The sequence below is a fragment of the Streptomyces phaeolivaceus genome (assembly GCF_009184865.1).
Taxonomy (GTDB): Bacteria; Actinomycetota; Actinomycetes; order Streptomycetales; family Streptomycetaceae; genus Streptomyces; species Streptomyces phaeolivaceus.
In genome coordinates this window covers 2,949,088-2,973,296 of sequence record NZ_CP045096.1, presented here as the reverse complement: position 1 = coordinate 2,973,296, position 24,209 = coordinate 2,949,088, and the positions used below count along the sequence as shown (strand labels likewise).

At 70.6% G+C, this 24,209-nt stretch carries 22 protein-coding genes and 1 pseudogene; 13 read left to right on the top strand and 10 right to left on the bottom strand.

The window, feature by feature from the left end:
• Positions 1 to 57 precede the first annotated feature (57 nt).
• The 3 genes from F9278_RS13870 to F9278_RS13860 are packed head-to-tail and all read left to right on the top strand — an operon-like array spanning position 58 to position 2,339.
• A complete protein-coding gene (locus F9278_RS13870) occupies positions 58 to 411 on the top strand; it encodes a histidine triad nucleotide-binding protein (RefSeq protein ID WP_152168609.1) in 354 nt (117 codons plus the stop codon).
• A gap of 6 nt (positions 412 to 417) precedes the next feature.
• Positions 418 to 1,326, top strand: coding sequence for a ribonuclease Z (locus F9278_RS13865; RefSeq protein ID WP_152168608.1), 909 nt, complete (start codon positions 418 to 420; stop codon positions 1,324 to 1,326).
• A 20-nt stretch (positions 1,327 to 1,346) separates the two neighbouring features.
• The gene (locus F9278_RS13860; RefSeq protein WP_152168607.1) at positions 1,347 to 2,339 is read left to right on the top strand and encodes an adenosine deaminase; all 993 of its coding nucleotides are present in this window, start codon (positions 1,347 to 1,349) and stop codon (positions 2,337 to 2,339) included.
• Positions 2,340 to 2,374: 35 nt separating this feature from the next.
• Here F9278_RS13860 and F9278_RS13855 read toward each other — a convergent pair.
• From F9278_RS13855 to F9278_RS13845, 3 genes and pseudogenes are all read right to left on the bottom strand, one after another.
• A pseudogene (locus F9278_RS13855) lies at positions 2,375 to 2,783 on the bottom strand (MFS transporter); the annotation flags it as partial.
• A 47-nt stretch (positions 2,784 to 2,830) separates the two neighbouring features.
• On the bottom strand, positions 2,831 to 3,943 hold the full coding sequence (locus F9278_RS13850; protein WP_152168606.1) for a carbohydrate kinase family protein: 1,113 nt from the start codon (positions 3,941 to 3,943) through the stop codon (positions 2,831 to 2,833).
• 126 nt (positions 3,944 to 4,069) lie between these two features.
• Complete coding sequence (locus tag F9278_RS13845; protein ID WP_152168605.1) at positions 4,070 to 5,371, bottom strand: glucarate dehydratase family protein; 1,302 nt, start codon at positions 5,369 to 5,371, stop codon at positions 4,070 to 4,072.
• Between the two features lie 135 nt (positions 5,372 to 5,506).
• Here F9278_RS13845 and F9278_RS13840 point away from each other — a divergent pair, with 135 nt between their 5' ends.
• The 6 genes from F9278_RS13840 (at position 5,507) to F9278_RS13815 (ending at position 11,217) form a co-directional block, all read left to right on the top strand.
• Positions 5,507 to 6,316: an IclR family transcriptional regulator gene (locus F9278_RS13840; RefSeq protein WP_152168604.1), complete on the top strand. Its 810-nt coding sequence runs from the start codon at positions 5,507 to 5,509 to the stop codon at positions 6,314 to 6,316.
• Between the two features lie 203 nt (positions 6,317 to 6,519).
• Positions 6,520 to 8,676, top strand: coding sequence for a PhoH family protein (locus tag F9278_RS13835; RefSeq protein ID WP_152168603.1), 2,157 nt, complete (start codon positions 6,520 to 6,522; stop codon positions 8,674 to 8,676).
• Positions 8,677 to 8,690: 14 nt separating this feature from the next.
• Positions 8,691 to 9,188 (top strand): rRNA maturation RNase YbeY, encoded by a 498-nt coding sequence (gene ybeY, locus F9278_RS13830; RefSeq protein ID WP_086759164.1) that lies wholly within the window; start codon positions 8,691 to 8,693, stop codon positions 9,186 to 9,188.
• Positions 9,185 to 10,492, top strand: coding sequence for a hemolysin family protein (locus F9278_RS13825; RefSeq protein ID WP_152168602.1), 1,308 nt, complete (start codon positions 9,185 to 9,187; stop codon positions 10,490 to 10,492). Before ybeY ends, F9278_RS13825 begins: the two co-directional genes overlap by 4 nt.
• On the top strand, positions 10,489 to 10,848 hold the full coding sequence (locus tag F9278_RS13820) for an MmcQ/YjbR family DNA-binding protein (protein WP_152168601.1): 360 nt from the start codon (positions 10,489 to 10,491) through the stop codon (positions 10,846 to 10,848). Before F9278_RS13825 ends, F9278_RS13820 begins: the two co-directional genes overlap by 4 nt.
• A gap of 15 nt (positions 10,849 to 10,863) precedes the next feature.
• Positions 10,864 to 11,217, top strand: coding sequence for a cytidine/deoxycytidylate deaminase family protein (locus tag F9278_RS13815; protein WP_152168600.1), 354 nt, complete (start codon positions 10,864 to 10,866; stop codon positions 11,215 to 11,217).
• 12 nt (positions 11,218 to 11,229) lie between these two features.
• Here the strand turns inward: F9278_RS13815 and F9278_RS13810 are convergent, their stop codons facing one another.
• Positions 11,230 to 12,675, bottom strand: a complete 1,446-nt coding sequence (locus F9278_RS13810) for an oxidoreductase (RefSeq protein ID WP_226966732.1) — start codon at positions 12,673 to 12,675, stop codon at positions 11,230 to 11,232.
• Between the two features lie 575 nt (positions 12,676 to 13,250).
• Between F9278_RS13810 and F9278_RS13805 the strand changes: the two genes are divergently transcribed.
• Positions 13,251 to 13,727, top strand: coding sequence for a hypothetical protein (locus tag F9278_RS13805; protein WP_152168599.1), 477 nt, complete (start codon positions 13,251 to 13,253; stop codon positions 13,725 to 13,727).
• Positions 13,728 to 13,804: 77 nt separating this feature from the next.
• On the opposite strand, the gene F9278_RS13800 is transcribed toward F9278_RS13805, so the two are convergent.
• Positions 13,805 to 14,143, bottom strand: a complete 339-nt coding sequence (locus tag F9278_RS13800; RefSeq protein ID WP_152168598.1) for a P-II family nitrogen regulator — start codon at positions 14,141 to 14,143, stop codon at positions 13,805 to 13,807.
• Positions 14,144 to 14,146: 3 nt separating this feature from the next.
• Positions 14,147 to 15,460, bottom strand: coding sequence for an ammonium transporter (locus F9278_RS13795; RefSeq protein WP_193241470.1), 1,314 nt, complete (start codon positions 15,458 to 15,460; stop codon positions 14,147 to 14,149).
• Positions 15,461 to 15,613: 153 nt separating this feature from the next.
• Here F9278_RS13795 and era point away from each other — a divergent pair, with 153 nt between their 5' ends.
• A complete protein-coding gene (gene era, locus F9278_RS13790) occupies positions 15,614 to 16,576 on the top strand; it encodes a GTPase Era (protein WP_193241469.1) in 963 nt (320 codons plus the stop codon).
• 112 nt (positions 16,577 to 16,688) lie between these two features.
• Positions 16,689 to 17,399, top strand: a complete 711-nt coding sequence (locus tag F9278_RS13785) for a bleomycin resistance protein (protein WP_152168595.1) — start codon at positions 16,689 to 16,691, stop codon at positions 17,397 to 17,399.
• A 76-nt stretch (positions 17,400 to 17,475) separates the two neighbouring features.
• Here F9278_RS13785 and F9278_RS13780 read toward each other — a convergent pair whose 3' ends face one another.
• On the bottom strand, positions 17,476 to 19,440 hold the full coding sequence (locus tag F9278_RS13780; RefSeq protein ID WP_193241468.1) for a protein-arginine deiminase domain-containing protein: 1,965 nt from the start codon (positions 19,438 to 19,440) through the stop codon (positions 17,476 to 17,478).
• A 409-nt stretch (positions 19,441 to 19,849) separates the two neighbouring features.
• On the opposite strand from F9278_RS13780, the gene F9278_RS13775 reads away from it, so the two are divergent.
• Positions 19,850 to 21,166 carry an IS4 family transposase gene (locus tag F9278_RS13775; protein ID WP_193241414.1) on the top strand — a complete coding sequence of 439 codons (1,317 nt, stop codon included), beginning with the start codon at positions 19,850 to 19,852 and terminating at the stop codon, positions 21,164 to 21,166.
• An 81-nt stretch (positions 21,167 to 21,247) separates the two neighbouring features.
• On the opposite strand, the gene F9278_RS13770 is transcribed toward F9278_RS13775, so the two are convergent.
• The 3 genes from F9278_RS13770 to F9278_RS13760 all read right to left on the bottom strand — a co-directional run bounded on the left by F9278_RS13770 (position 21,248) and on the right by F9278_RS13760 (position 24,027).
• The gene (locus tag F9278_RS13770; RefSeq protein WP_152168594.1) at positions 21,248 to 22,600 is read right to left on the bottom strand and encodes a GH1 family beta-glucosidase; all 1,353 of its coding nucleotides are present in this window, start codon (positions 22,598 to 22,600) and stop codon (positions 21,248 to 21,250) included.
• A 69-nt stretch (positions 22,601 to 22,669) separates the two neighbouring features.
• Positions 22,670 to 22,936 carry a protealysin inhibitor emfourin gene (locus tag F9278_RS13765; RefSeq protein ID WP_152168593.1) on the bottom strand — a complete coding sequence of 89 codons (267 nt, stop codon included), beginning with the start codon at positions 22,934 to 22,936 and terminating at the stop codon, positions 22,670 to 22,672.
• Positions 22,937 to 22,956: 20 nt separating this feature from the next.
• Positions 22,957 to 24,027 carry a M4 family metallopeptidase gene (locus tag F9278_RS13760; RefSeq protein WP_152168592.1) on the bottom strand — a complete coding sequence of 357 codons (1,071 nt, stop codon included), beginning with the start codon at positions 24,025 to 24,027 and terminating at the stop codon, positions 22,957 to 22,959.
• Positions 24,028 to 24,209: the final 182 nt, after the last annotated feature.

Sequence of the window (24,209 nt, the reverse complement as noted above, 5' to 3'; positions counted from 1 at the left end):
GCACCCTCCAGATAGCATGCCCCGGTAGGGGATTCACCCGGTGGCTGGGAGGCACACATGGCTGGGGAGCCGCAGGACGACTGTCTGTTCTGCAAGATCGCGGCGGGGCACGTGCCCGCGACGATCGTGAGGGAGACGGAGACGACGGTCGCGTTCAGGGACATCAACCCCCAGGCTCCGACCCACATCCTGGTCATCCCGAAGGCGCACTACGCGGACGCCGCGACACTCGCCACCGCCGCCCCCGAACTCGCCGCGGACATCCTCCGCGAGACCCGGACCGTGGCCGAAGAGGACAAGCTGGAGAGCTACCGCATCGTCTTCAACACCGGCACCGGCGCCGGCCAGACCGTGTTCCACGCGCACGCCCACGTCGTCGGCGGTCGCGGTCTGCAGTGGCCCCCCGGGTGACGAGCCGTGTCCGTACGTGAATTGGTGGTGCTCGGCACCGCCAGCCAGGTCCCGACCCGGCACCGCAACCACAACGGCTATCTGCTGCGCTGGGACGCCGAAGGCCTGCTCTTCGACCCCGGCGAGGGCACCCAGCGGCAGATGTTGCGCGCCGGGGTCGCCGCGCACGACCTCAACCGCATATGCGTCACCCACTTCCACGGCGACCACTCGCTGGGGCTCGCCGGTGTCATCCAGCGCGTCAACCTCGACCGGGTCCCGCACGACGTCACCGCCCACTACCCGCGCTCCGGACAGCGGTTCTTCGACCGGCTGCGGTACGCCACCGCGTACCGGGAGACGGTCCAGCTGATCGAGGCGCCGGTCGAGGGCGACGGCGGGGCCCTGGCCGTCACCCCCGCCTACACGCTCGACGCGCGGCGGCTCTCCCACCCCGTCGAGTCGTACGGGTACCGGCTCGTCGAGCCCGACGGGCGCCGCATGCTGCCCGAGCGGCTCGCCGAACGCGGGATCAAGGGGCCGGACATCGGGCGGTTGCAGCGGGAAGGGGCGGTCGGGGACGTCTCCCTCGACGACGTGAGCGAGGTCCGGCGCGGACAGCGGTTCGCGTTCGTCATGGACACCCGGCTGTGCGACGGCGTCTACGCCCTCGCCGCCGCGGCCGACATGCTCGTCATCGAGTCCACGTTCCTGGACGAGGATGTCCAACTCGCCGTCGACCATGGACATCTGACGGCTGGTCAGGCGGCCTCCGTCGCCCGTGACTGCGGCGTCCGGCATCTCGTGCTCACCCACTTCAGCCAGCGCTACTCCGAGCCCGCCGAGTTCGAACGGCAGGCGCGGGCCACCGGGTTCGAGGGGGAGCTGACCGTGGCGCACGACCTGATGCGGGTGGCGCTTCCGAAACGCCGGTAGAGCAGCCGTACGATGCTTTGATGTCCCTCCCCAAAGCTGAACTGCACCTGCACATCGAAGGCACCCTGGAACCGGAGCTGGCGTTCGCGCTGGCCGCACGGAACGGGGTCGCGCTGCCGTACGCGGACACGGACGCGCTCCGCGAGGCGTACGAGTTCGAGGATCTGCAGTCCTTTCTGAACCTGTACTACGAGCTGATGGCCGTCCTGCGCACCGAGCAGGACTTCGCGGACCTCGCCGACGCCTATCTCGCCCGCGCCGCCGCCCAGGGCGTACGGCACGCGGAGATCTTCTTCGACCCGCAGGCCCACATCGCGCGGGGCGTGGGGATGGGGACCGTCGTGGAGGGGCTGTGGCGGGCGCTCGGCAGGAGCGAGGAGACCCATGGGATCTCCACCCAGCTGATCCTCTGCTTCCTGCGGGACGAGCCCGCCGAGTCGGCCCTCGCCACCCTGGAGGCCGCGAAGCCGTATCTCGACCGGATCGTCGGGATCGGCCTGGACTCCGCCGAGATCGGGCATCCGCCGGTCAAGTTCCGCGAGGTGTACGAGGCCGCGGCGGCGCTCGGACTGCGGCGGGTCGCGCACGCGGGGGAGGAGGGGCCGCCGGAGTACATCACCGAGGCCCTCGACATCCTCGGCGTCGAGCGCGTCGACCACGGGCTGCGCTGCATGGAGGACCCGGCCCTCGTCGAGCGCCTGGTGCGCGACCGGGTGCCGCTGACGCTGTGCCCGCTGTCCAACGTCCGCCTGCGGACCGTCGACACCCTCGCCGACCACCCTCTGCCCGCCATGCTCGACGCGGGCCTGCTCTGCACGGTCAACTCCGACGACCCGGCCTACTTCGGCGGGTACGCCGGCGACAACTTCGACGCCGTACGCCGCACCCTCGGCCTCGGCGAGGACCGGCTGCGGGAGCTGGCCCGCAACTCCTTCACCGCGTCCTTCCTGGAGCACGACGAGGAGCGGCGGGCCCGGTATCTCGCCGAGGTGGAGGCGTACGAGTTCGGGTGAGTGACTGACGGGGCGGTGGGGCAGGGCGGCCGGGCTCAGGCCGCCGGGCGGTACTCGGGTCGCTCGGCGGTCGCCTGCTCCTGGTAGCGGGCGTGCTCCGTGGTGAGGGCGGTCGGGCGCGGGGCCACCCGGGTCATGGGGGCCGCGATGAGGAGGAGGCCCACGGCCAGGATCGCGCCCATCGCCGGATAGCCCGCGTGGGCGGCGAGCAGACTGCCGACGAGCGGCCCGGCCGCCGTGCCCAGCGAGGACGCCGAGCCGATGAGGACCGCCCAAACGGCCGCGCGGGTCGAGGGAGGCGGCGAGGCCGATGAGATACGACAGGACGACCGGGTAGAGCGTGTTCCAGGCGATCTCGCCCGTCGCGAAGGTCGGCAGATCGGTCGCGGTGGCGCTGAGCGCGATACAGCCGACGATCAGCGCGGTGCCGCCCCCACCGGGCCCGCGGGCGCCAATGGACAGGCACCCCCGAGCTATTGGGCGCCCGGCCGTCAAGCCGGGCGGCGGAAGCCGATCGTCGGCACAGCCCGCCGCAGGGGCCACGGGCTGGCGTGGTCCTTGGGAAGGAGCTCCTCCAGGAAGGCGTACCGCCGCAACGCGGCGGGATCCTGACGGTCCAGCGACCGCACCCGCCGCCACCACGCGGCGATCTCCGCCCAGCCCGGCGCGGACAGCGACCCCCCGAACTCCTGCACCGACAGCGCGGCCGTCAGCCCCGCGAAGGCCAGCCGGTCCGCCAGCGGCCAGTCCGCCAGCGTGCCGGTGACGAAACCGGCCACGAACACATCACCCGCGCCCGTCGGATCCAGCGCCTCCACCGCGATGGCCGGCACCTCCGCCGTCTCACCGGTCCGCCCGTCCACCGCGTACGCGCCCTCCGCGCCCAGCGTCACCACGGCCACCGGGACATGCTCGGTGAGGGCGCGGGCGGCGGCCCGGGGGCACTCGGCGCCGGTGTACCGCATCGCCTCGGCCGCGTTGGGCAGGAACGCCTCGCAGTGCGCCAGATCGGCCAGCCCCGCCAGGTCCCAGGCGCCGGTGTCGTCCCAGCCGACGTCCGCGAAGATCCGGGTGCCCTCGCTCGCGGCCCGCGCGATCCAGGGGGCGCGTACGCCGGGCGTGAGGGAGGCGACGGCGGCGCGGGCGGAGGGCGGGCACTCCGGCTCGGACTGCTCCGAGGGCGCCGCGTGGCCGTGCGAGACCATCGTGCGCTCGCCCTCGTACGCCATGGAGACCGTGACGGGGGAGTGCCAGCCGCGGACCGTGCGGGAGGTGGAGAGGTCGATGCCCTCGCCCTGCTCCAGCGCGTCCCAGCAGTACTCGCCGTAGTGGTCGTCGCCGAAGGCCGCCGCGAGGGAGGTCTTCAGGCCGAGCCGGGCCAGGGCCGTGGCCATGTTCGCGACGCCGCCGGGGCTCGACCCCATCCCGCGGGCCCAGGACTCGGTTCCGCGCACCGGGGCGGAGTCGAGGCCGGTGAAGATGATGTCGAGGAAGACGGTGCCGGTCAGATAGACGTCCCAGGGTGGGTCACCGGCCGTTCTCAGGCCCCTCAGCGGGTCGACCTGGGGTCGGTGTTCCGGACGCTCTCCCTTGAACGCGGTCACGATGTGCTCCCTGGCGTGGTGCGGATCCAGCCAGTCTGCACCAAGCGCTCCGCGTGGGGGGCGGGTGACGTGAGTGTCGGGTTCGGTGCGTCGTCGGGTGCGGACCGCAGACGAGGAACCGCGCGGCTACCAGCGAGGCACGGCCGGCGTCACCCACCCCGGCTCAGCCACCCGCATCGCCGCCGCGTCGTCCCGGTCCCTCAACGAACCGTCGTCCTCCACCCACCGCCGATGCAGGAACTCCAGCTTCTCGCGGTCGAGTTCGACCCCCAGCCCCGGCGCGTCGGACACCCGTACCGCCCCGTCCTCGAAGGTCAGCCGGGAGGTGAGGACGTCCTCCGACTGCCAGGGGTAGTGGGAGTCGCAGGCATGGTGCAGACCGGGCACCGTGGACGCCACATGGGTCATCGCGGCGAGGCTGATCCCCAGATGGGTGTTGGAGTGCATGGACACCCCGACCCCGAACGTCCGGCAGACCGCGGCCAGTTCACGCGTGTTGCGCAGCCCGCCCCAGTAGTGGTGGTCGGAGAGGACGACCTGCACCGCCCCCTTCGTGAACGCCTCCTGGATCTCCGCGAAGGTCGTCACGCACATGTTCGTGGCGAGCGGCACGGACGTCCCCGCCGCCACCTCGGCCATCGCGGGCGTCCCGAGCGCCGGGTCCTCCAGATATTCCAGGACGTCGCCCAGCGCGTCCGCGACCTTCAACGAAGTCCCCACGGACCAGGCCCCGTTGGGGTCCAGCCGCAGCGGATGCCCGGGGAACGCCTCCGCCAGCGCACGGATCGCGGCGATCTCCTCCTCCGGCGGGAAGACACCCCCCTTCAGCTTGAACGACGTGAACCCGTACCGTTCCTTGAACTTCCGGGCCTGCTCCACGACCCCCGCCGGGTCCACGGCCGCACCCCAGTCGTCCTTCTCGGCGGCGACCCCCTCGGGATGGTCCGCCCACTTGTAGAACAGGTACGCGCTGTACTCCACGGAGTCCCGCACCTTCCCGCCGAGCAGCGCGTGCACGGGCAGCCCCAGCGCCTTGCCGAGCGCGTCGAGACAGGCGACCTCGAACCCCGACACCACCGACAGCCGCAGCTTGCCGGCGGTCTGGACCCCGCGCAGCCCGCCCACGTCGACCTGTCCGGAGACCCGCGAACCGTCGACCGCCACCTCGTCGGCGACGACGAACAGCCCGTTCAGATCGCTGACCCGCCGGCCCACCAGCTTCTCCGCGAACGGCCGCGCCAGCTCCAGGTACTTGGTGTCGCCGTACGTCTCGCCGACCCCCGTGATCCCGTCGGCGGTCACCACCTCCACGATCAGCCGGGGCGTGTACGGCTGGTGCACGCCCTGCGTGTTCAGCAGCGGCGGGTCGGCGACCAGGATCGGGGTCAGCCGGACCTCGGTGATGGTCAGGTCGCGGGTCGCGGTCACAGGGCGGCTCCTGGGTGGGGGGAGGGGAGGGGAGGGGAGGGGAGGGACGAGGGTCATCTACGTATGGAGATGGAGGTTAGGTAGGCGAACAATCGGCGTCAAGAGGGCATGCGGCCCCCGATTACGATCGGCTCCATGGCGGAGACGGAGAGCGCGGGTGGCACGGTCGGTGCCGGGGGCGTACGCGAGGTGAAGTCGGCGGCGCGCACGGTCGACCTGCTGGAACTGCTCGCCGCGCGCGGCGACCGCCCCGCCCGCCTCCAGGAACTCGCCGACGCGCTCGACGTCCCGCGCAGCTCGATGTACGCCCTGCTCCAGACCCTGATCGGCCGAGGTTGGGTCCGCACCGACACCACCGGCTCCCTCTACGGCATCGGCATCCACGCCCTGCTCACCGGCACCGGCTATCTGGACTCCGACCCGCGCGTACGCGCCGTACGGCCCTACCTCGACGAGGCGTCCGAGGCACTCGGCGAGACCATCCACCTCGCCCGCCTCGACGGCATGGACGTCGCCTACCTCGCCACCCGCGAGTCCCACGAGTACCTGCGCACGATCAGCCGCGTCGGCCGCCGCCTGCCCGCCCACGCCGGAGCCCTCGGCAAGGCACTCCTCGCCGAACGCCCCGACACGGACCTCCCCGACGGCCCCTACCGGGCGCTCACCCGCCACACCCACACCACCCGCGCCGCCCTCACCGCCGACCTCGCCGGCGTCCGCGCCCGCGGCTACGCCGTCGACCGCGAGGAGGGCGTCACCGGCATCGTCGGCTTCGGCTTCGCCCTCCACACCGCCACCCCCGCCACCGACGCCATCAGCTGCTCGGTCCCGGCCACCCGTCTGACCCCGGACCACGAACAACGCATCGTGACGGTGATGAGAGAGATCCGGGCAAAGATCGAGGGCGCGGCAACGGGAGCGGCGGGCGCGCCGGTCTGGCGCTGAAAGGCAGGGGGCGCAGCCCCTGCCTTTCAGGGGCGCGGGGAACTGCGCGACCAGCCACAACGGACCCGCGGCCGCAAACCACAGCCACCCCCGAGCTCCCCCGGTAAAAGCCCTACGGCACTGTCACCCCCGCGTCGTACCCTGGAAAAGGGCAACACGAGCCCCACGCCAAGAGGAGGACCCGCGGCCTACAGGGCCGGCCCATGACTCAGACACGCACAGCTCACACCCCCGCGCAGGGCAAGGCGAGAGCGCAGTTCACCGTCCCCGCGGCGCACCCCATGGTGACCGTGCTGGGTTCCGGCGACTCCCTCCTGCGCGTGATCGAGAAGGCCTTCCCGGCGGTCGACATCCATGTCCGGGGCAATGAGATCAGCGCGGTCGGCGACGCCCCCGAAGTCGCTCTCGTCCAGCGTCTGTTCGACGAGATGATGCTGGTGCTCCGCACCGGACAGCCGATGACGGAGGATGCGGTGGAACGCTCGATCGCCATGCTGAGGGCGAGCGAGAACGGGAAGAGCGACGGCCAGGAGACCCCGGCCGAGGTGCTGACACAGAACATCCTGTCCTCGCGTGGCCGCACGATCCGCCCCAAGACCCTCAACCAGAAGCGCTATGTCGACGCCATCGACAAGCACACGATCGTCTTCGGCATCGGCCCGGCGGGCACCGGCAAGACGTACCTCGCCATGGCCAAGGCCGTCCAGGCGCTCCAGTCCAAGCAGGTCAACCGCATCATCCTGACCCGCCCGGCGGTCGAGGCCGGCGAACGCCTCGGCTTCCTCCCCGGCACCCTCTACGAGAAGATCGACCCCTATCTGCGCCCGCTGTACGACGCGCTGCACGACATGCTGGACCCGGACTCGATCCCGAAGCTGATGGCTTCGGGGACTATCGAGGTGGCGCCGTTGGCATACATGCGTGGACGGTCGCAGCCGCTCTTCACCAACGTGCTGACGCCCGACGGCTGGCGTCCCATCGGCGACCTTCAGGTCGGTGACCTGGTCATCGGCTCGAACGGTGAGCCGACCCCGGTACTGGGCATGTACCCGCAGGGCGAGCGGGACATCTACCGCGTCACTGCCCAGGACGGCTCCTGGACCCTGTGCTGCGGTGAGCACCTGTGGACTGTCCGTACGGCATCGGACAAGCGCCGCAACAAGCCGTGGCGCGTCCTGGAGACCCAGGACATGATCGGCAACCTGCGGGCGGCCCACGCACGACGGTATGAGCTGCCGCTGCTCACCGCGCCGGTCTGCTTCCCGGAGCGCGAGGTCCCTATGGACCCCTACGCCTTGGGGCTCCTGCTCGGTGACGGCTGCATCACGGGAAACATCACGCCCATGTTCAGCACGGCTGACTCGGAACCCGTCTCCGCACCGGAGATGGCGCTGCCGGGAGCTGCGGTGCGGCACCACAAGGACTACGGCTACTTCCCGAACCGGGTACCGGTTCCAGGTGATCCCGGAAGCAGGGTTCCGAATCCGGTCACGACCGTTCTGCGCTCCCTGGACCTCCCCGGTACACGGTCGTGCTCAAAGTTCGTGCCGGACGACTACCTCTACAACTCGGCCGAGGTCCGCCTCGCCGTGCTCCAAGGCCTCCTCGACGCCGATGGAGGACCGGTCACACAGACGGACCGCACGTGCCGGGTCCAGTACACGACGACGTCAATCCTGCTCCGCGACGACGTGATCTCGCTGGTGCAGTCGCTCGGCGGCGTCGCATACACCCGCCGCCGGGCAGCCGAGGGCCGCAAGCCGGGGCTCGCGAACGGCCGCGAAGTCGCCCACCGCCGCGACGCCCACATCGTCGACATCCGCCTCCCCGAAGGCATCGAACCCTTCCGCCTCGCCCGTAAGCGCGACAAGTACCTCGCAGCGGGAGGCGGCGGACGGCCGATGCGGTTCATCGACTCCATCGAGCCCGCGGGCAGGGAGGAGACCGTCTGCATCCAGGTGGCCGCGGAGGATTCCCTCTACGTCACCCAGGACTACCTGCTCACGCACAACACGCTCAACGACGCCTTCATCATTCTCGACGAGGCGCAGAACACCTCGGCCGAGCAGATGAAGATGTTCCTCACGCGGCTCGGGTTCGACTCGAAGATCGTGATCACGGGGGATGTGACGCAGGTCGACCTGCCGAACGGTACGAAGTCCGGGCTTCGTCAGGTGCAGGACATCCTGGAGGGGCTGGACGACGTGCACTTCTCCCGGCTGTCGTCGCAGGATGTCGTACGGCACAAGCTCGTCGGCCGTATCGTCGACGCGTACGAGAAGTACGACAGCGAGCACGGCACCGAGAACGGCGGCCACAAGGGCGGCCGGGGCCGGCAGTCCGGGCCCAAGGGGAAGTAGACAGACACCGCACCATGTCGATCGACGTCAACAACGAGTCCGGAACCGAGGTCGACGAGCAGGCGATCCTCGACATCGCCCGCTACGCGCTGACGCGGATGCGCATCCACCCCCTCTCCGAGCTGTCGGTGATCGTGGTGGACGCCGACGCCATGGAGCAGCTGCACATCCAGTGGATGGACCTGCCGGGGCCCACGGACGTCATGTCGTTCCCGATGGACGAGCTGCGTCCGCCGTCGAAGGACGACGACGAGCCGCCGCAGGGCCTGCTCGGTGACATCGTGCTCTGCCCCGAGGTCGCCGAGAAGCAGGGCAAGGAGGCCGAGACGCAGCACTCCATGGACGAGGAGCTTCAACTCCTCACCGTCCATGGAGTGCTGCATCTCCTCGGTTACGACCACGAGGAGCCGGACGAGAAGGCCGAGATGTTCGGTCTCCAGGCCGCCATCGTGGACGGCTGGCGCGCGGAGAAGGGCTTCACCGGCCCCTCCCCGGCACCGACCGTGTCATGAGCGCGACCCTCATCGCCGGTGCCGTCGCCCTGGTCGTCGTCGCCTGGCTCGCCGCCTGCGCGGAGGCGGGCCTCGCGCGCGTCTCCAGCTTCCGCGCCGAGGAGGCCGTACGGTCCGGGCGGCGCGGCAGCGCGGGCCTCGCCCAGATCTCGGCCGACCCGACCAGGTATCTGAACGTCGCGCTCCTTGTGCGTGTGGCCTGTGAGATGGCCGCCGCCGCGCTCGTCACCTACGCCTGCCTCCAGGAGTTCGACGCGACCTGGGAGGCGCTGGTCGTCGCGATCGGGGTGATGGTCCTCGTGAGCTATGTGGCCGTCGGTGTCTCCCCGCGCACCATCGGCCGCCAGCACCCCCTGAACACGGCCACGGCGGCGGCGTACGTGCTGCTGCCGCTGGCCCGGATCATGGGCCCGATCCCGAACCTGCTGATCCTGATCGGCAACGCGCTGACGCCCGGCAAGGGCTTCCGGCGCGGCCCGTTCGCCTCCGAGGCGGAGCTGCGGGCGCTGGTCGACCTCGCCGAGAAGGAGTCCCTGATCGAGGCCGAGGAACGCCGGATGGTGCACTCGGTCTTCGAGCTGGGCGACACCCTCGTCCGTGAGGTGATGGTCCCGCGTACCGACCTGGTCGCCATCGAGCGCTACAAGACCATCCGGCAGGCCCTCACCCTCGCCCTGCGCTCCGGTTTCTCCCGCATACCGGTGACCGGGGAGAACGAGGACGACATCGTCGGGATCGTGTATCTGAAGGACCTGGCCCGCAAGACGCACATCAGCCGGGACGCCGAGAGCGAACTGGTGTCCACGGCCATGCGGCCCGCCGTCTTCGTCCCCGACACCAAGAACGCCGGTGATCTGCTGCGCGAGATGCAGCAGGAGCGCAACCACGTCGCCGTCGTCATCGACGAGTACGGCGGCACGGCCGGCATCGTCACCATCGAGGACATCCTGGAGGAGATCGTCGGCGAGATCACCGACGAGTACGACCGGGAACTGCCGCCGGTGGAGGAACTGGGCGACGACCGCTACCGCGTCACCGCCCGCCTCGACATCACCGACCTCGGCGAGCTGTACGGGCTCGACGCCTATGACGACGAGGACGTGGAGACCGTCGGCGGCCTCCTTGCCAAGGCGCTCGGCCGCGTCCCCATCGCCGGTGCCTCCTCGGTCGTCGCCCTGCCCGACGAGCGCGAACTGCGGCTCACGGCGGAGGCCGCGGCCGGCCGCCGCAACAAGATCGTCACGGTGCTGGTGGAGCCGATCGGCCCCGCCGGACCGTCGGAGGAGGAGACGAAGACCGAGTGACCCCACAGGAGTTGCGTGCCTTCTGCCTCTCCTTCAACGAGGCCGTCGAGGACTTCCCCTTCCGCCCCGAGATCTCCGTCTTCAAGGTCCTCGGCAAGATGTTCGCCCTGAGCTGGATCGACGAACGCCCCCTGAAGGTCAACCTCAAGTGCGACCCCGAGGACGCGATCCGGCTCCGCGCCGAGCAGCCGGGCCTGATCACCCCTGGCTATCACATGAACAAACGCCACTGGAACACGGTGACCCTCGACGCCGACCTCCCGGAGCCGTTGCTCCATGAGCTGATCGAGGACTCGTACGACCTGGTCGTGGCGGGTCTGCCCCGGGCGGAGCGGCTCCGGCTCGACCGGGCGTGAACGTATGCTCGGGGCATGACCGACAGCAGCGCGCTCGACCCCGAGGACCGCAAGATCGTCACCCTGGCCCGTTCCGCGCGGGCCCGTAACGGGGTGCCCGAGGGTGCCGCCGTGCGCGACGAGACGGGCCGTACGTATGTGGCCGGGACCGTGGCCCTCGACTCCCTCCGGCTCAGCGCCCTGCGCACCGCCGTGGCCATGGCGGTGGCCTCCGGCGCCAAGTCCCTTGAGGCGGCGGCCGTGGTGACCGACGTGGAGGCCGTCTCCGACGAGGACCGGGCCGCGGTACGGGACCTCGGCGGGCCCGAGACGCCGGTGCTGCTGGCGGGGCCGGACGGGGCGGTACGGGCGACGGTGACGGCGGGCTGAACCTCCGCCGGGTCAGTTCTTCTGCAGGGTGCGGGTCACCCCCGCGATGACGGCCGTCGTCAGGATCCAGCCGAGGGCCACCAGGGTGTAGGCCAGCCACTGGAGGGTGCCGTCCGACCAGTACCAGGCGGTGCGTTGGCCCAGGCCGCCGATGGGGATGAGCAGGTCGAGCGTGTAGACGAACGGCTGGAAGGGCGCGCCCTCGCCCCGCTTCACCGCGGTGGGGGTGCCGGCGTCGAAGGCCGCCGTCCCCAGCAGGGTCAGGGCCAGCAGCCAGATTCCGGCCAGCCAGGGGCGGTAGCCGTAGCCGACGGTCACATCGAGGAGGTGGCCCCAGAGGCGGGCGGCCGGGGCGAGTGTGCGGCGCCGGTGGCGTTGGCGGGCGAGGAGGACGCGGCGGCCGTCGTCGTCATGGCCGGCCTTGCGGTACCAGGTCGCCAACTGCTCGTAGGGCTGGGGGCTGTAGCCGGGGCTGCGGGCTGTCCAGGCCAGGCGGCGGGTCACGTCGGCCCGGTCGCCGACGGCCTCGCGGCGGGCGCCGTCCGCGTCCACCGCCTTGATGGAGCCGTACACGAAGCCGTCCAGCTCCACCGTCTCCGGCCAGCTGTGCTCGTTCTCGTGGAGGTACGACACCTGGGCGGCCCGTAGGTCGACGGTGCCGGAGGGGCGGCGGGCGAGGGTGAGGTCGAAGTCGGCGGCCTGCAGACGCATGGCCATCAGGGCGGGGGCGTCGCCGTCGGGCGCCCCGTGCAGGACGGCCCCGTCGAAGGTCAGGTTGTCCGTGACCCGGGTGCCGCGCAGCCGTACCGTGCCGTGCGCGGTGAACCCCTCGGAGAGCTGGACCGTCGAGGCGACGGCGTTGTCCAGGGAGAGGACCGTGCCGTGCGGGCCGGGGGTCTCCAGCCGGGCGCCGTTCATATAGAGTCCGCCCGTCAACTGGGCCCCCATCAGCCGGACTTCGCCGTGCGCGATGAAACCGTTCCGGCAGTAGACGCCGCCCTCCGCGACCAGGCCATCGGCGGACACCGCCCATGCCCCGGGTGCGGTGATCTCGGCCCCGCCGAGGTTCACGGCGCCGCTCACCTGGGCGTTGATCAGCGACAAGACTGTGTCGCGGCGGTGGAAGGGCGAGGCGCTGGCGCGGTCGAGACGGGACCGCCGTAGATCCAGCCGTCCCCCGATCAGGGTCGAGCCCGCTTCCAGGTTCGGCACCCGGCAGCCTGTGACCGTGATCGACTGGGTGGACGCGCCGAAGAGGTCCACGCCCTCCTCGAACCAGCAGTCCTCGAACCAGAGGGGCTGGTCGAGTTGGGCGCCCGCGAGATCGACGCGCCCGGTGATCCTCGCGCCGACGAGTCGCAGGCAGGGGAGGGCGCCCGGCCTCGCGGTGCCCGCGCCGAGGGCCAGCGCCATGACGACCGCCGCTCGCACCGTCCGCTCGGGCCCCCACCCCCGCACCCCCGGCGACCCGGTCCTCCTCGTCCCTGCCCGTCCGCAGATCGACCCGTCGCCCCTCCGGGAACGCGTCCCACAGTTCGCGCTCCGGCTCCGTCAACTCGTCGTAGGTGAGCGCCGGTACAGGGTAGTGATCTTCGGCCGGGAGGCGACCGGGAGGAGACCGAGAGCCGGCCGCGAGGCCTCGGTGGGCGCTCGCGGCATAGTGTTACGGCCGGTAACAGCCCTCCGAGCTGCGTGAAAATCATGCGCGGGGGAGTGGACACCCGGGGTGGGCTACCGGCGAAACCGCACGGTGCGGGACAGACCGGAGCATCGGTCCGCCCCTGTCGGAGAACCCGCCGGCGTCCCCGGCGATCGGCTTCGGCCACTTTCGTCGACCCTTGGGGGAACCGGCGGAACATCTCTTGCAATCTTGGCCCGCGCACGTCTCAATGGAGCCGTTCTCCTGGCGGACCGTCACATTCCGCCGCGCGGCCGCGCATTGCACCGCCCTCACATGGCAACGCCCGTACCGGGACGTACGGGGCGTCCCCAGGCCCCGTGCAACTCCCGTACCAGGGAAGGGAATTCGCTCGATGACACGCATACGACTCGGTGTCGGCTCGGCGCTCGCCGCCGGAACGCTCGCCGTCACCGGCCTCGCGTTCGCGCCGACCGCCCTCGCGGTCACTCCCGCGACCGCGACCATCAACGCCAGCTGTACGATCGGCGGTTCCGGTGTGGCCACGCTCACGGCCACACAGGACGGTACGTCCGCCACGGTCACCCTCTCGTCCGAGGAGATCACCGCTCCGATCGCCCTCGCCGAGGACTCCATCCAGTCCACGCTCACCTTCGTCAAGGCGAGCGGCGGCACGACGTCCTTCACCGGGACCGAGAACCCGGCCCTGGCCGCCGGTGACGGCATGGTCGTGGGCCCGCTCACCGGGACCGTCGCCCCCGGCGACAGCCTGGAGGCGTACGGCGGCTCCCTGCAGATGGTGGTCTTCGGCTTCCCCGTGAGCTGCACGGCGAGCGGACCGCAGTCGCCGGCCCCGTTCGTCTTCGACTGACGGGCACGGGCGGGTACTGACGTGTGAGGGGGTGCCGCCTCGACGGCGGCACCCCCTCATGTCGGCACCGCGCCGGCTCAGAGCGCGTCGGGTCCCCGCTCGCCCGTCCGCACCCGTACGACCGTCTCCACCGGCAGCGCCCACACCTTGCCGTCGCCGATCTTGCCGGTGTGGGCGGCCTTGACGATCGTCTCGATCACGGCGTCCGCGTCGGCGTCCTCGACGATGACCTCGATCCGGACCTTGGGGACGAGATCGACCTGGTACTCGGCACCCCGGTACACCTCGGTGTGGCCGCGCTGCCGGCCGTAGCCGCTGGCCTCGCTGACGGTCAGACCGTGTACACCGGACTCCTGCAAGGCGGTCTTGACCGCGTCGAGGCGGTACGGCTTGACGATCGCGGTGATGAGCTTCATGCCTTAAGCCTTGGCCTTCTGCGAGGAGGGGGCGGAGGACGCCAGGGACGCGCCGACCGGGGCGCCGTGGCCCAGGACGCCGTGATCGTATGCGGTCTCGGCGTGCACCGTAAGGTCGAGGCCGGTGTGCTCGTGATCCTCGTCCGCGCGGAAGCCCAGCACCTTGTCGATCAGCTTGCCGATGCCGTACGTGACGAGGAAGGCGTACGCCCCGACGGCGACCACGGCCACCAGCTGCTTGCCGAGTTGGCCGAACCCGCCGCCGTGGAGGAGGCCCTCGGCTCCGCCGGTCATCGACTCGACGGCGAAGACGCCGATCAGGACCGTGCCGATGATCCCGCCGACCAGGTGGACGCCGACGACGTCGAGGGAGTCGTCGTAGTTCAGCCTGAACTTCCAGCCCACGGCGTAGGAGCAGACGACACCGGCGGCCAGGCCGATGACCAGCGCGCCGAGCAGCGAGACGGAGCCGCAGGACGGGGTGATGGCGACCAGGCCCGCGACCGCGCCGGAGGCCGCGCCCAGGGTCGTCGGATGGCCGTCGCGCTTCTGCTCGACGAAGAGCCAGCCGAGGAGACCCGTGCAGCCGGCGGCGAGGGTGTTGAGGAACGCGGCGGCGGCCAGACCGTTGGCGCCGAGCGCGGAGCCGGCGTTGAAGCCGAACCAGCCGAACCAGAGCAGACCCGCGCCGAGCATGACCATGGGCAGGTTGTGCGGGCGCATCGCGTCTTTCTTGAAGCCCAGGCGGGGGCCGAGGACCAGGCAGAGGGCCAGTCCGGAGGCGCCGGAGGTGACCTCGACCGGCAGACCGCCCGCGAAGTCGAGGGCGCCGAGGTCGTCGAGGATCCAGCCGCCCGGCCCCCACACCCAGTGCGCGACCGGAACGTATACGAGCAGCGCCCACACCGGGACGAAGACCAGCCAGGCCCCGAACTTGGCGCGGTCCGCGATCGCGCCGCTGATCAGCGCGGCGGTGATCACGGCGAAGGTCAGCTGGAAGGTGGCGAACAGGAGGGTGGGGACGGTGCCGTGGACGCTCGCGGGGCCGAGGTCGTTCATGCCGAGGTGGTCGAGGCCGCCGATGAGTCCGCCGAAGGCGTCGTCGCCGAAGGCCAGCGAGTAGCCGGCGGCCAGCCACACGATCGTGACCAGGGCGATCGACACGAAGCTCATCATCAGCATGTTGAGGACGCTCTTCGTGCGGACCATGCCGCCGTAGAAGAGGGCCAGGCCCGGGGTCATCAGCAGGACGAGGGCGGTGGCGGCGAGCAGCCAGGCGGTGTCGCCGGTGTCGATGCCCTGTGCGGCAAGGGTCACGATGGTCTCCAACGGTGCGGGGGCTCGTCAGAGGGTGATCGGCGTGCGTTTCCGGACGTGTACAGGTGTGTTTCCGTGACGTTTCGTTGCGTGAGGGTTTCGGAAAGCTCACGCTCGGTGCTGAGTGCGGCCGGGCTCCGGCGATCAGGGAGAATGGGCGCCATGAGCGTGCGTACCCAGTCATCCGAGCAGCCGGCCGAGGCCTCCCACCGTGCCGGCTTCGCCTGCTTCGTGGGCCGCCCCAACGCGGGCAAGTCCACCCTCACGAACGCTCTGGTCGGCCAGAAGGTGGCGATCACGGCGGACCAGCCGCAGACGACGCGGCACACGGTGCGGGGCATCGTGCACCGGCCGGACGCCCAGCTGATCCTGGTCGACACCCCGGGCCTGCACAAGCCGCGCACCCTGCTGGGCCAGCGGCTCAACGACGTCGTCCGCACGACCTGGGCCGAGGTCGACGTGATCGGCTTCTGCCTTCCCGCGAACGAGAAGCTCGGCCCCGGTGACCGCTTCATCGCGAAGGAGCTGGCGTCCATCAAGAAGACGCCGAAGATCGCGATCGTCACCAAGACCGACCTCGTCGAGAGCAAGCAGCTCGCCGAACAGCTGATCGCCATCGACCAGCTCGGCAAGGAGCTGGGCTTCGAGTGGGCGGAGATCGTGCCCGTCTCGGCGGTCGCCGACAAGCAGGTGGACCTGCTGGCCGATCTGCTCGTGCCCCTGCTCCCGGAGGGCCCCGCCCTCTATCCGGAGGGCGACCTCACGGACGAGCCCGAGCAGGTCATGATCGCCGAGCTGATCCGCGAGGCGGCCCTGGAGGGCGTCCGCGACGAACTACCGCACTCCATCGCCGTCGTCGTCGAGGAGATGCTCCCCCGCGAGGACCGCCCCGCCGACCGGCCCCTCCTCGACATCCACGCCTTCGTCTACATCGAGCGCCCCAGCCAGAAGGGCATCATCATCGGCCCCAAGGGCAAGCGCCTGAAGGAGGTCGGTATCAAGTCCCGCAAGCAGATCGAGGCGCTGCTCGGTACGCCGGTCTTCCTGGACCTGCATGTGAAGGTCGCCAAGGACTGGCAGCGCGACCCGAGGCAGCTGCGCAAGCTGGGGTTCTGACAGCCTGGGGTTCTGACAGCCCCGGCCGACATCGATCCCGTGTGAGGGGCCCGAAGGGGGTGCCCGGCCCGAAGGGGTCGCCTTCGCTGGTCAAATTTGACTAGAGTGAGGCGTGGGCGAGAAGACGATTCCGATCCTTCCGTGTCAGCACCTCCAGCCGCTCCTCGACTTCTACGAGGCCCTCGGCTTCGAGGTCACCTTCCGACAGCGCAGCCCCAATCCGTACGCCGTCGTGGAGCGGGGCGGGATCGAGCTGCGGTTCTTCGGGCTGAGGGCGTACGACCCGGCCGCGTCGGTCAGCACCTGTTACGTGATCACGGACGACGTCGACGCGCTGTACGCCGCGTTCCGGGCCGGCCTCAGGGAGACGTACGGACGGATACCCACGCGGGGGCTGCCGCGTCTCGGGCCGCTCAAGGACATGTCGTACGGCGTACGGCAGTTCCTGATGACCGATCCGGGCGGCAACTGCGTCCGGGTCGGGCAGCCGACCAGCGAGGACCAGAGCCACCGGCCCGCCCCGGAGGAGACCTTCGCGCGGGCCCTGCACCACGCGTCGCTGCTGACGGACTCGAAGGAGGATCCGGTGGCCGCGGCGCGGGTCATCGACCGGGTGCTGGGGTCGGCGGCGGAACCGACGCCGACGCTGCTGGTGCGGCTGCTCGTGCTGCGCGCCGATGTCGCCGTCCGCCTCGGCGACGAGGAGACGGCGACCGCCACGCTCGCACGGGCGGCGGCGGTGCCCCTCACCGCCGAGCAGCGGGACACCGCACAGGACGCCCTCGTGAGGCTGGAGGATCCGCGGGGCCGGGGCCCGGCCTGAGAGAGAAGGGCCGCCGCCCCGGGACGGTTCTCCGGGGCGGCGGCGGGCATCTCGGGTCAGTCGGTGGGGGTGGGCGTCAGCGCGTCCACCAGGCCGCCGAGGTGTTCCGCAGGGTGTTGGTGCCGCAGTGGATCTCACCCATGCCGAGGTGGTACGTCTCCCAGTCGTCCAGGTAGGAGACCTTCATGCCGGCGCCGCTGTACGCGGCTGTCACGGCCTCGGTGAAGATGTCCTTGCCGCCGATGACCGGGCCCCACTGGCGCGGCGCGAGGTAGTGGGTGCGGCTGAGGACGACGCCGTTGACGGCACCGGGGACGTAGGCGCTGGTCATGACCGAGGGAGCGGGCGCGGCCGGGGAGGCGGCGGTCATGCCTTCCCTCGACGCCGGGCCCTCGTCCAGGCGGCGCTGCTGGCCGTACTCCCGTGCCACCTCCGGGAGTTCCTCGCCGGCGCCGAGGCGGGTCAGCCGGGGCAGGCGGGTCTTGGCGTCCTCGCCCGACTGCGTCTCGCCCACCATCTCCCGGCCCTGGGTGTAGAGGGCCGGGACGCGGACGATCTCGGCGTCCGTGACGCCCGTCTCGCGCTTGAGCACCGCGAGGTTGGCCTCGATGCGGCGCGTGGCGAGGTTGTTGTCGGAGACCAGGTTCTTGGAGCCGAGGGCCTCCGAGATGGACTCCCAGGGGACGTTCGGGATGGAGAACATCGGCTTGGCGCCGTGACCGGCGGCCTTCGCGTCACGCAGCAGGTTCAGCCCCGCCTCGGGGTCGGCGATCGCGATCTTCCAGCCGCGCGGGGTGTCGGCGGGCAGGAACTGCACGAACTCGTCGACATGGCCCACGTGCAGCCAGGACGTGTCCAGGAACAACGGGTCCTGCGGACCCTGGGACTTGAGGAACGTCCGCATCACCTTGGCCGGCTTGGAACCGGTGTCCGGGCGCTGGCCCATGATGATCCGGCCCGCCGGGAACGAGCGGTCGCCCTGCGCGTACGGCGGAATGGTCTCCAGGTTGCCCATGGAGTTGAGCGTCCACTCCTCCGAGTCCTTGGCGCCCGTCACCTGCACGGCACCGATGTTCGGGCCGCGCATCTTCTCGAACAGCTCCCGGCCCGCCTCCCGGTCCAGCTGGGCGGAGCGCAGCATCACCCGCATCGCCTGCCGCTTGCCGTTCGTGCCCGTCATGCTGACGTACGCGGGCTCGACGAAGTCCTGCGCCCAGATGTCCCCGTACTTGGTGAAGTTCACCGTCGGCTGGGTGATGCCGGCGTTCTCGGCCGCCTTGTCCAGGCCCTCGCGGAAGGCCTTGTTGAGCTTGCCGTAGTTGCCGCCGGAGACCTTGGTGACCAGCAACTGCTGGGCGTTCTGCAGATGGTGGTGGGTGAGGAGCGGGGCGACGCGCAGGGTGACCGAGTCGGCGGTGGTGCCCTTGGACGACTTCACCGTCAGCCGGACCCGGGCCGTCCCGTCCCACTTCGCCGTGTCCCGGATGACGTCCTTCGCCTCGACACCGAACTCCACGCCCGCCTTCAACTCGGCCCGCGACAGCCGGGTCTTCGCCGTGACCGGCTCCCACTTCTTGCCCCGCTTGACGAACACCCGGGTCTGCCGGTCGCCCGCGGTCACCTTCACGGTGCCCTGCGCTCCGGCGGGCACGTTCCGGGGCACGGACCGGACGCGGGCCAGGTCGGCGGCGTCGGCGGTGCCGTTCACCTTGGTGTCGGAGGCGTCGTTGCAGGCGGCCAGCTGGGTGTTGGTGAGGGGCTTGCCCTTCGGGCCCGTGGCCGGGCAACGGCGGGTGTCGTCGTCGATGTTGGGGAGCATCACGGCGCCGCGGGAGAGGGTCCAGCCGTTCTCGCCGGCGGTGTCCGTGGTGCCTGTGACGTCGACCCTGCCGTCCCGGTTGGTGTCCGCGCGGAGGTCGGTGGGGGGTGGGCCGGCCGCGAACGCGGTGGAGGTGGTGAGGGTGGGGGTGGCGAGGAGGGTGCCCGAGACGGCGAGTACGGCTATCGCTCTGCGGGTGGGCCTGGCTGGGCGCGGGGGCACGGGTGTCCCTTCGGTGGTGAGGGTGGTCGGAAGGGAAGAGCGCGGTAAGAGGGGAACCGTTCCCTGTGGGCCCGCTGTGATTTTCTGCGGGTGCGTGTGGGTGCGTGTGGGTGCGTGTGGGTGCGTGCGGGTCCGGTGGGGGCTGGTCGCGCAGTTCCCCGCGCCCCTGAAAAGCCGGGGCTGCGCCCCGAGCTTTTCGCCCCGAAAGGGCCGTAGGCCCTTAAGGCAAGGCCGTGAAGTTAGGGCTTTGGGAGCGTTGGCAAGTGCGCTCTGGTTCTATGGCTTCTTGGAACGTGGGAAGCGGAGCCCCGGTAGAACTGGCAGTCGACCAAGACAGCCGTTCACAGGACCGGAGGCTCCGCTGTCCGATCAGTGTGTCATCACGCGGGAAATCACGGTAGCCAAGGGCGTGTTCGCCCCGGGGCATCTGGGGGAACTCACCCGGATCATCCCGTTCGAGATGGTCGATGCGGTCCTTGCCGAGACCGGTGCTGTCCAGCAACGGCTGCGGAAGATTCCCGCCCGGGTGGTGGTCTACCTGCTGCTGGCCGCGGCCCTGTTCGAGGACTGCGGCTACCTGGCCGTCTGGCGCAGGCTCACCGCCGCGCTGGAGACGATACCGGTCGTGAAGATCACCGGCGCGGGGCTCTGGGACGCCCGCAGGCGTCTGGGCGTGCGGCCCATGCGGGCCCTGTTCGATCTGCTGCGCGGGCCGGCCACGGTGATCCGCACCCGCGGCGCCCGCTTCAAGGGCCTGCTGGCCGTTGCGATCGACGGCACCTACCTCGACGTTCCCGACAGCCCGCCGCACCGGGCCCGTCTGGGCAAGGGGTCCAACCGGTTCGGAACTGCCGGCTACCCGCAGATCTGCCTGACCGCGCTGGTGGCCTGTGGCACCCGGGCGATCCTGGATGCCGCCTTCGGACCGCGCTCCCAGGGAGAGACCGGACACGGCAGGCGGCTCATGCGCTCCCTGCACGCCGGAATGATCGTCCTGCTGGACCGGGGCTTTTCGGGCAACGCGTTCCTGACAGCCGTCGCCGCCACCGAAGCCTCCTTCCTCGCACGCATCACTGCCACCCGCAAACCTCCCGTCCTGGCCCGCTTCGGCGACGGCTCCCACCTCTCCCGCTTCGGCGCCCTCGAGGTCCGCATCATCGAATGCGAGATCACCGTCACCACCAGCCAGGGCCGCCGCACCGGGCTCTACCGGCTGGCCACCAACCTCCTGGACCACCACCGCTACCCGGCATCCGACCTGGTCAGTCTGTATCACGAGCGGTGGGAAGTGGAGTCCGCCTACTTCGCGATCAAGAAAACGATGCTGGGCCGGCGGGTCCTGCGCTCCACCACTCCGCCCGGCATCGCCCAGGAGGTCTACGCCCTGCTGAGCGCCTACCAGGCCCTGCGGATCGCTATCGCCGACGCCACCGGGGCCACACCCGGAACAGACCCGGACCGGGCCAGCTTCAGCGTTGCCCTGCGATGCGCCCGCGACCAGATCGTCCAGGCCGCGGGCATCATCGCCGGCACCACGATCGACCTCGTCGGGACGATCGGCCGAACCGTCCTGGAACACCTCATGCCCGCCCGCCGCCTCCGCATCAGCCCCCGCGCAGTGAAACGACCCCTGTCCCGATACGCCTACAAAAGCCTCAATATCGACCGACGCACCTACACAGCCACCCTCAGCATCAACATCTTGACGCCGACGATCAGCCCATAACTTCACGGCCTTGGCCCTTAAGGGGCGCGGGGAACTGCGCGAGAAGCCCCCACCGGACCCGCAGTCGCCCCCCGCCCCAAGTCACCCCCCGCTCTGCGCCCTCAGCACCTCCCGGTACCAGGCGTACGACGACTTCGGGGTTCGCTTCTGCGTCTCGTAGTCCACGTGGACCAGGCCGAAGCGGCGGGCGTATCCCTCCGCCCACTCGAAGTTGTCCAGGAGGGACCAGACGAAGTAGCCGCGGATGTCGACGCCCGCCTCGGACGCGCGGTGCAGCGCGCGGATGTGGGTGTCGAGGTAGGCGATGCGCTGCTGGTCGTCGATGCCGTCGTAGGAGCAGCCGTTCTCGGTGATGACGACGGGGGGCAGCCGGTCGCCGTAGCGCGTGTGGAAGTCCGTCAGAAGCTCGGTGAGGCCCTCGGGGACGACCGGCCAGCCGAAGTCGGTGGTGGGGACGTTCTCGATCTGCTTGACGGTGAAGGGGAGTTCGGCGGGGATGGAGACACCGCCGAACTCGATGTCCGCGCCCTCGGGCGCCCCGACACGGGTCGGCGCGTAGTAGTTGACGCCGTACCAGTCGATCGGCTCGGAGATCGTCTTCAGGTCGGAGTCGATGTCCGTGCCCGGCATCAACTCGCCTATCCCCTCCGGGTATTCGCCCAGCAGCACCGGCTCCGCGAACAGGCGGTTCAGCAGCAGGTCGTAGAAGCCGGCCGCCTCCACGTCCGGCTGGGCCTGGGACGCCGCCCAGGTCGGCCCGTGCGAGTTGGCGATGCCGATGTCCGTGACTCCGGCCGCGCGCAGGGCCCGTACGGCGAGACCGTGGCCCAACAGCTGGTGGTGGGCGGCCGGGAGCGCGTCGAACATCAGCTGCTTGCCGGGGGCGTGGGTGCCGAGCGCGTGGCCCAGCAGTGTGTGCTCGGCGGGCTCGTTGATGGTGATCCACTTGGTGACCCGGTCGCCGAGCCGGGCGGCCACCACGGCGGCGTACTCCGCGAACCGCTCGGCCGTGTCCCGGTTCAGCCAGCCGCCCGCCTCCTCCAGCGAGGACGGCAGGTCCCAGTGGAAGAGGGTCGGCACGGGGCGTACGCCCGCGCTCACGAGTTCGTCCACCAGCCGGTCGTAGAAGTCCAGGCCGTTCGGTGTGTTCACCCTCGGCCAGGAGATCGAGAAGCGGTACGCGCCCACGCCCAGGTCGCGCAGCAGGGCCACGTCCTCGGGGTAGCGGTGGAAGTGGTCGCAGGCCACCTCCGCCGTCGAGCCGTCCTTGATGTGACCCGCCCCGGCCGAGAAGGCGTCCCACACGGACGGCTCGCGCTCGCCCGAGGCCCCCTCGATCTGATGCGCGGAGGTCGAGACGCCCCACAGGAAGCCTGCCGGGAACTGGGGTATCGGGTTCGTCGGGCTCGTCGAGTCCGTCGGATTGGTCGCCATGAGCGGATCATCCGTACCACGGGTAAGGGAAGTCAACGCCCGAGGGCGCGGGAGGGGGGAAGTGCCCGCTCACGCACCCTCCTTGAGCACCTTTCTGATCAGCTCCCGCTGGTCCTCCGACAGCCCGGGGTCCGCGCAGTGCACGACCCTGCCGTCCACCGTGATCTCGTACGAGAAGCCGTCCGGCACCCCGAGCGGTGGCGAGCCCCGGCCGGCGGAGAGTGCCCGTTCGGCCAGGGCTCGCCAGACGGGGGCATCGGGCCGCCCGGTGGTGTCCACCACCGCGTGCCGCTCGATGCCCGCGAAGCCGCCCGTGCGCCGCACTTGAATACGCATGGGTCCTGTCTAGTACGGAACTACAGCGTCCGCACGCCCACCTGCTCCCAGGCCTTCAGTACCGCCGTCAGTTCGTCGCCCTCGCCGTAGCGCGCCCTCGCGGCCTTCACGGTGAGTGTGGCGAAGTCGGGGAAGAGGGCCTGCTTGCCCAGTTCGCCGCCGGTGAGGACGTCGTACCAGATCTGCCCGGCCCGCTCCCAGGCGTGCCCGCCGAGGGCCGTGGCCGCGAGGTAGAACGCGTGGTTGGGGATGCCGGAGTTGATGTGCACGCCGCCGTTGTCGCGGCCGGTGCGGACATAGTCGTCCATGGTCGCGGGCTGCGGGTCCTTGCCGAGGACGTCGTCGTCGTACGCCGTGCCCGGGGCCTTCATCGAGCGGAGCGCGACCCCCGTGACACGGGGTGCCAGCAGGCCCGCGCCGATCAGCCAGTCCGCCTCGGCGGCGGTCTGGCCGAGCGTGTACTGCTTGATCAGGGCGCCGAAGACGTCCGACATCGACTCGTTCAGCGCGCCGGGCTGGCCGAAGTACGTGAGGTTCGCCGTGTACTGGGTGACGCCGTGGCTCAGTTCGTGGCCGATGACGTCGATCGGGATGGTGAAGTCGAGGAAGATCTCGCCGTCGCCGTCGCCGAACACCATCTGCTCGCCGTTCCAGAAGGCGTTGTTGTAGTCGCGGTCGTAGTGCACGGTCGCGTCCAGCGGCAGCCCGTTGCCGTCGATCGAGTCCCGCTCGAAGGACTTCCAGAACAGTTCGTACGTGGCTCCCAGGCCCGCGTACGCGCGGTTGACCGTGGCGTCCTTGCCGGGTGCCTCGCCCTCGCCGCGCACCTTGCGGCCGGGCAGGTCCGTGCCGTGGCGGGCGTCGTGGATGGTGCGGTGCGGGGTGCCGGTCTCGGCGCCCGCGGGCGCGGCGATGCTCGGGGCGCCGATGACCGTGGTCAACCGGCGGTGGGTGCGCTCGAAGGCGTCGCGCTCCAGGGTCTTGCGCGCGGCGCCCGCGAGGGCCGGGTCCTCGGCCTGGGAGAGCTTGTCGAGGACGTGTGGTGGTACGACGGTGCAGAAGACGGGCTCGTGGCCCCCGTTGGTCGTCATGGCTGACACGGTTGCACTCCGTCGGGGGTGTGTCACTGGGGGCAACCATGATTGGTGAAATGTCGCCGTATGGGTTGCGTATCGTCCGCGTCGTGTTACTGAGGGTGGCCCAGGTGTGGGCTCGCGCACCTTTTGTCCACCTATCCGCCCCGGTCCCGCATACTGATACGGCCCCCCGCACC

Bases quoted from the DNA above. Each gene is read 5' to 3' on its own strand.
- F9278_RS13870 (WP_152168609.1), top strand. From the start codon at position 58: ATGGCTGGGGAGCCGCAGGACGACTGTCTGTTCTGCAAGATCGCGGCG.
- F9278_RS13860 (WP_152168607.1), top strand. From the start codon at position 1,347: ATGTCCCTCCCCAAAGCTGAACTGCACCTGCACATCGAAGGCACCCTG.
- F9278_RS13840 (WP_152168604.1), top strand. From the start codon at position 5,507: ATGGCGGAGACGGAGAGCGCGGGTGGCACGGTCGGTGCCGGGGGCGTA.
- F9278_RS13835 (WP_152168603.1), top strand. From the start codon at position 6,520: ATGACTCAGACACGCACAGCTCACACCCCCGCGCAGGGCAAGGCGAGA.
- ybeY (WP_086759164.1), top strand. From the start codon at position 8,691: ATGTCGATCGACGTCAACAACGAGTCCGGAACCGAGGTCGACGAGCAG.
- F9278_RS13825 (WP_152168602.1), top strand. From the start codon at position 9,185: ATGAGCGCGACCCTCATCGCCGGTGCCGTCGCCCTGGTCGTCGTCGCC.
- F9278_RS13815 (WP_152168600.1), top strand. From the start codon at position 10,864: ATGACCGACAGCAGCGCGCTCGACCCCGAGGACCGCAAGATCGTCACC.
- F9278_RS13805 (WP_152168599.1), top strand. From the start codon at position 13,251: ATGACACGCATACGACTCGGTGTCGGCTCGGCGCTCGCCGCCGGAACG.
- F9278_RS13800 (WP_152168598.1), bottom strand. From the start codon at position 14,143: ATGAAGCTCATCACCGCGATCGTCAAGCCGTACCGCCTCGACGCGGTC.
- era (WP_193241469.1), top strand. From the start codon at position 15,614: ATGGGCGCCATGAGCGTGCGTACCCAGTCATCCGAGCAGCCGGCCGAG.
- F9278_RS13770 (WP_152168594.1), bottom strand. From the start codon at position 22,600: ATGGCGACCAATCCGACGGACTCGACGAGCCCGACGAACCCGATACCC.
- F9278_RS13765 (WP_152168593.1), bottom strand. From the start codon at position 22,936: ATGCGTATTCAAGTGCGGCGCACGGGCGGCTTCGCGGGCATCGAGCGG.
- F9278_RS13760 (WP_152168592.1), bottom strand. From the start codon at position 24,027: ATGACGACCAACGGGGGCCACGAGCCCGTCTTCTGCACCGTCGTACCA.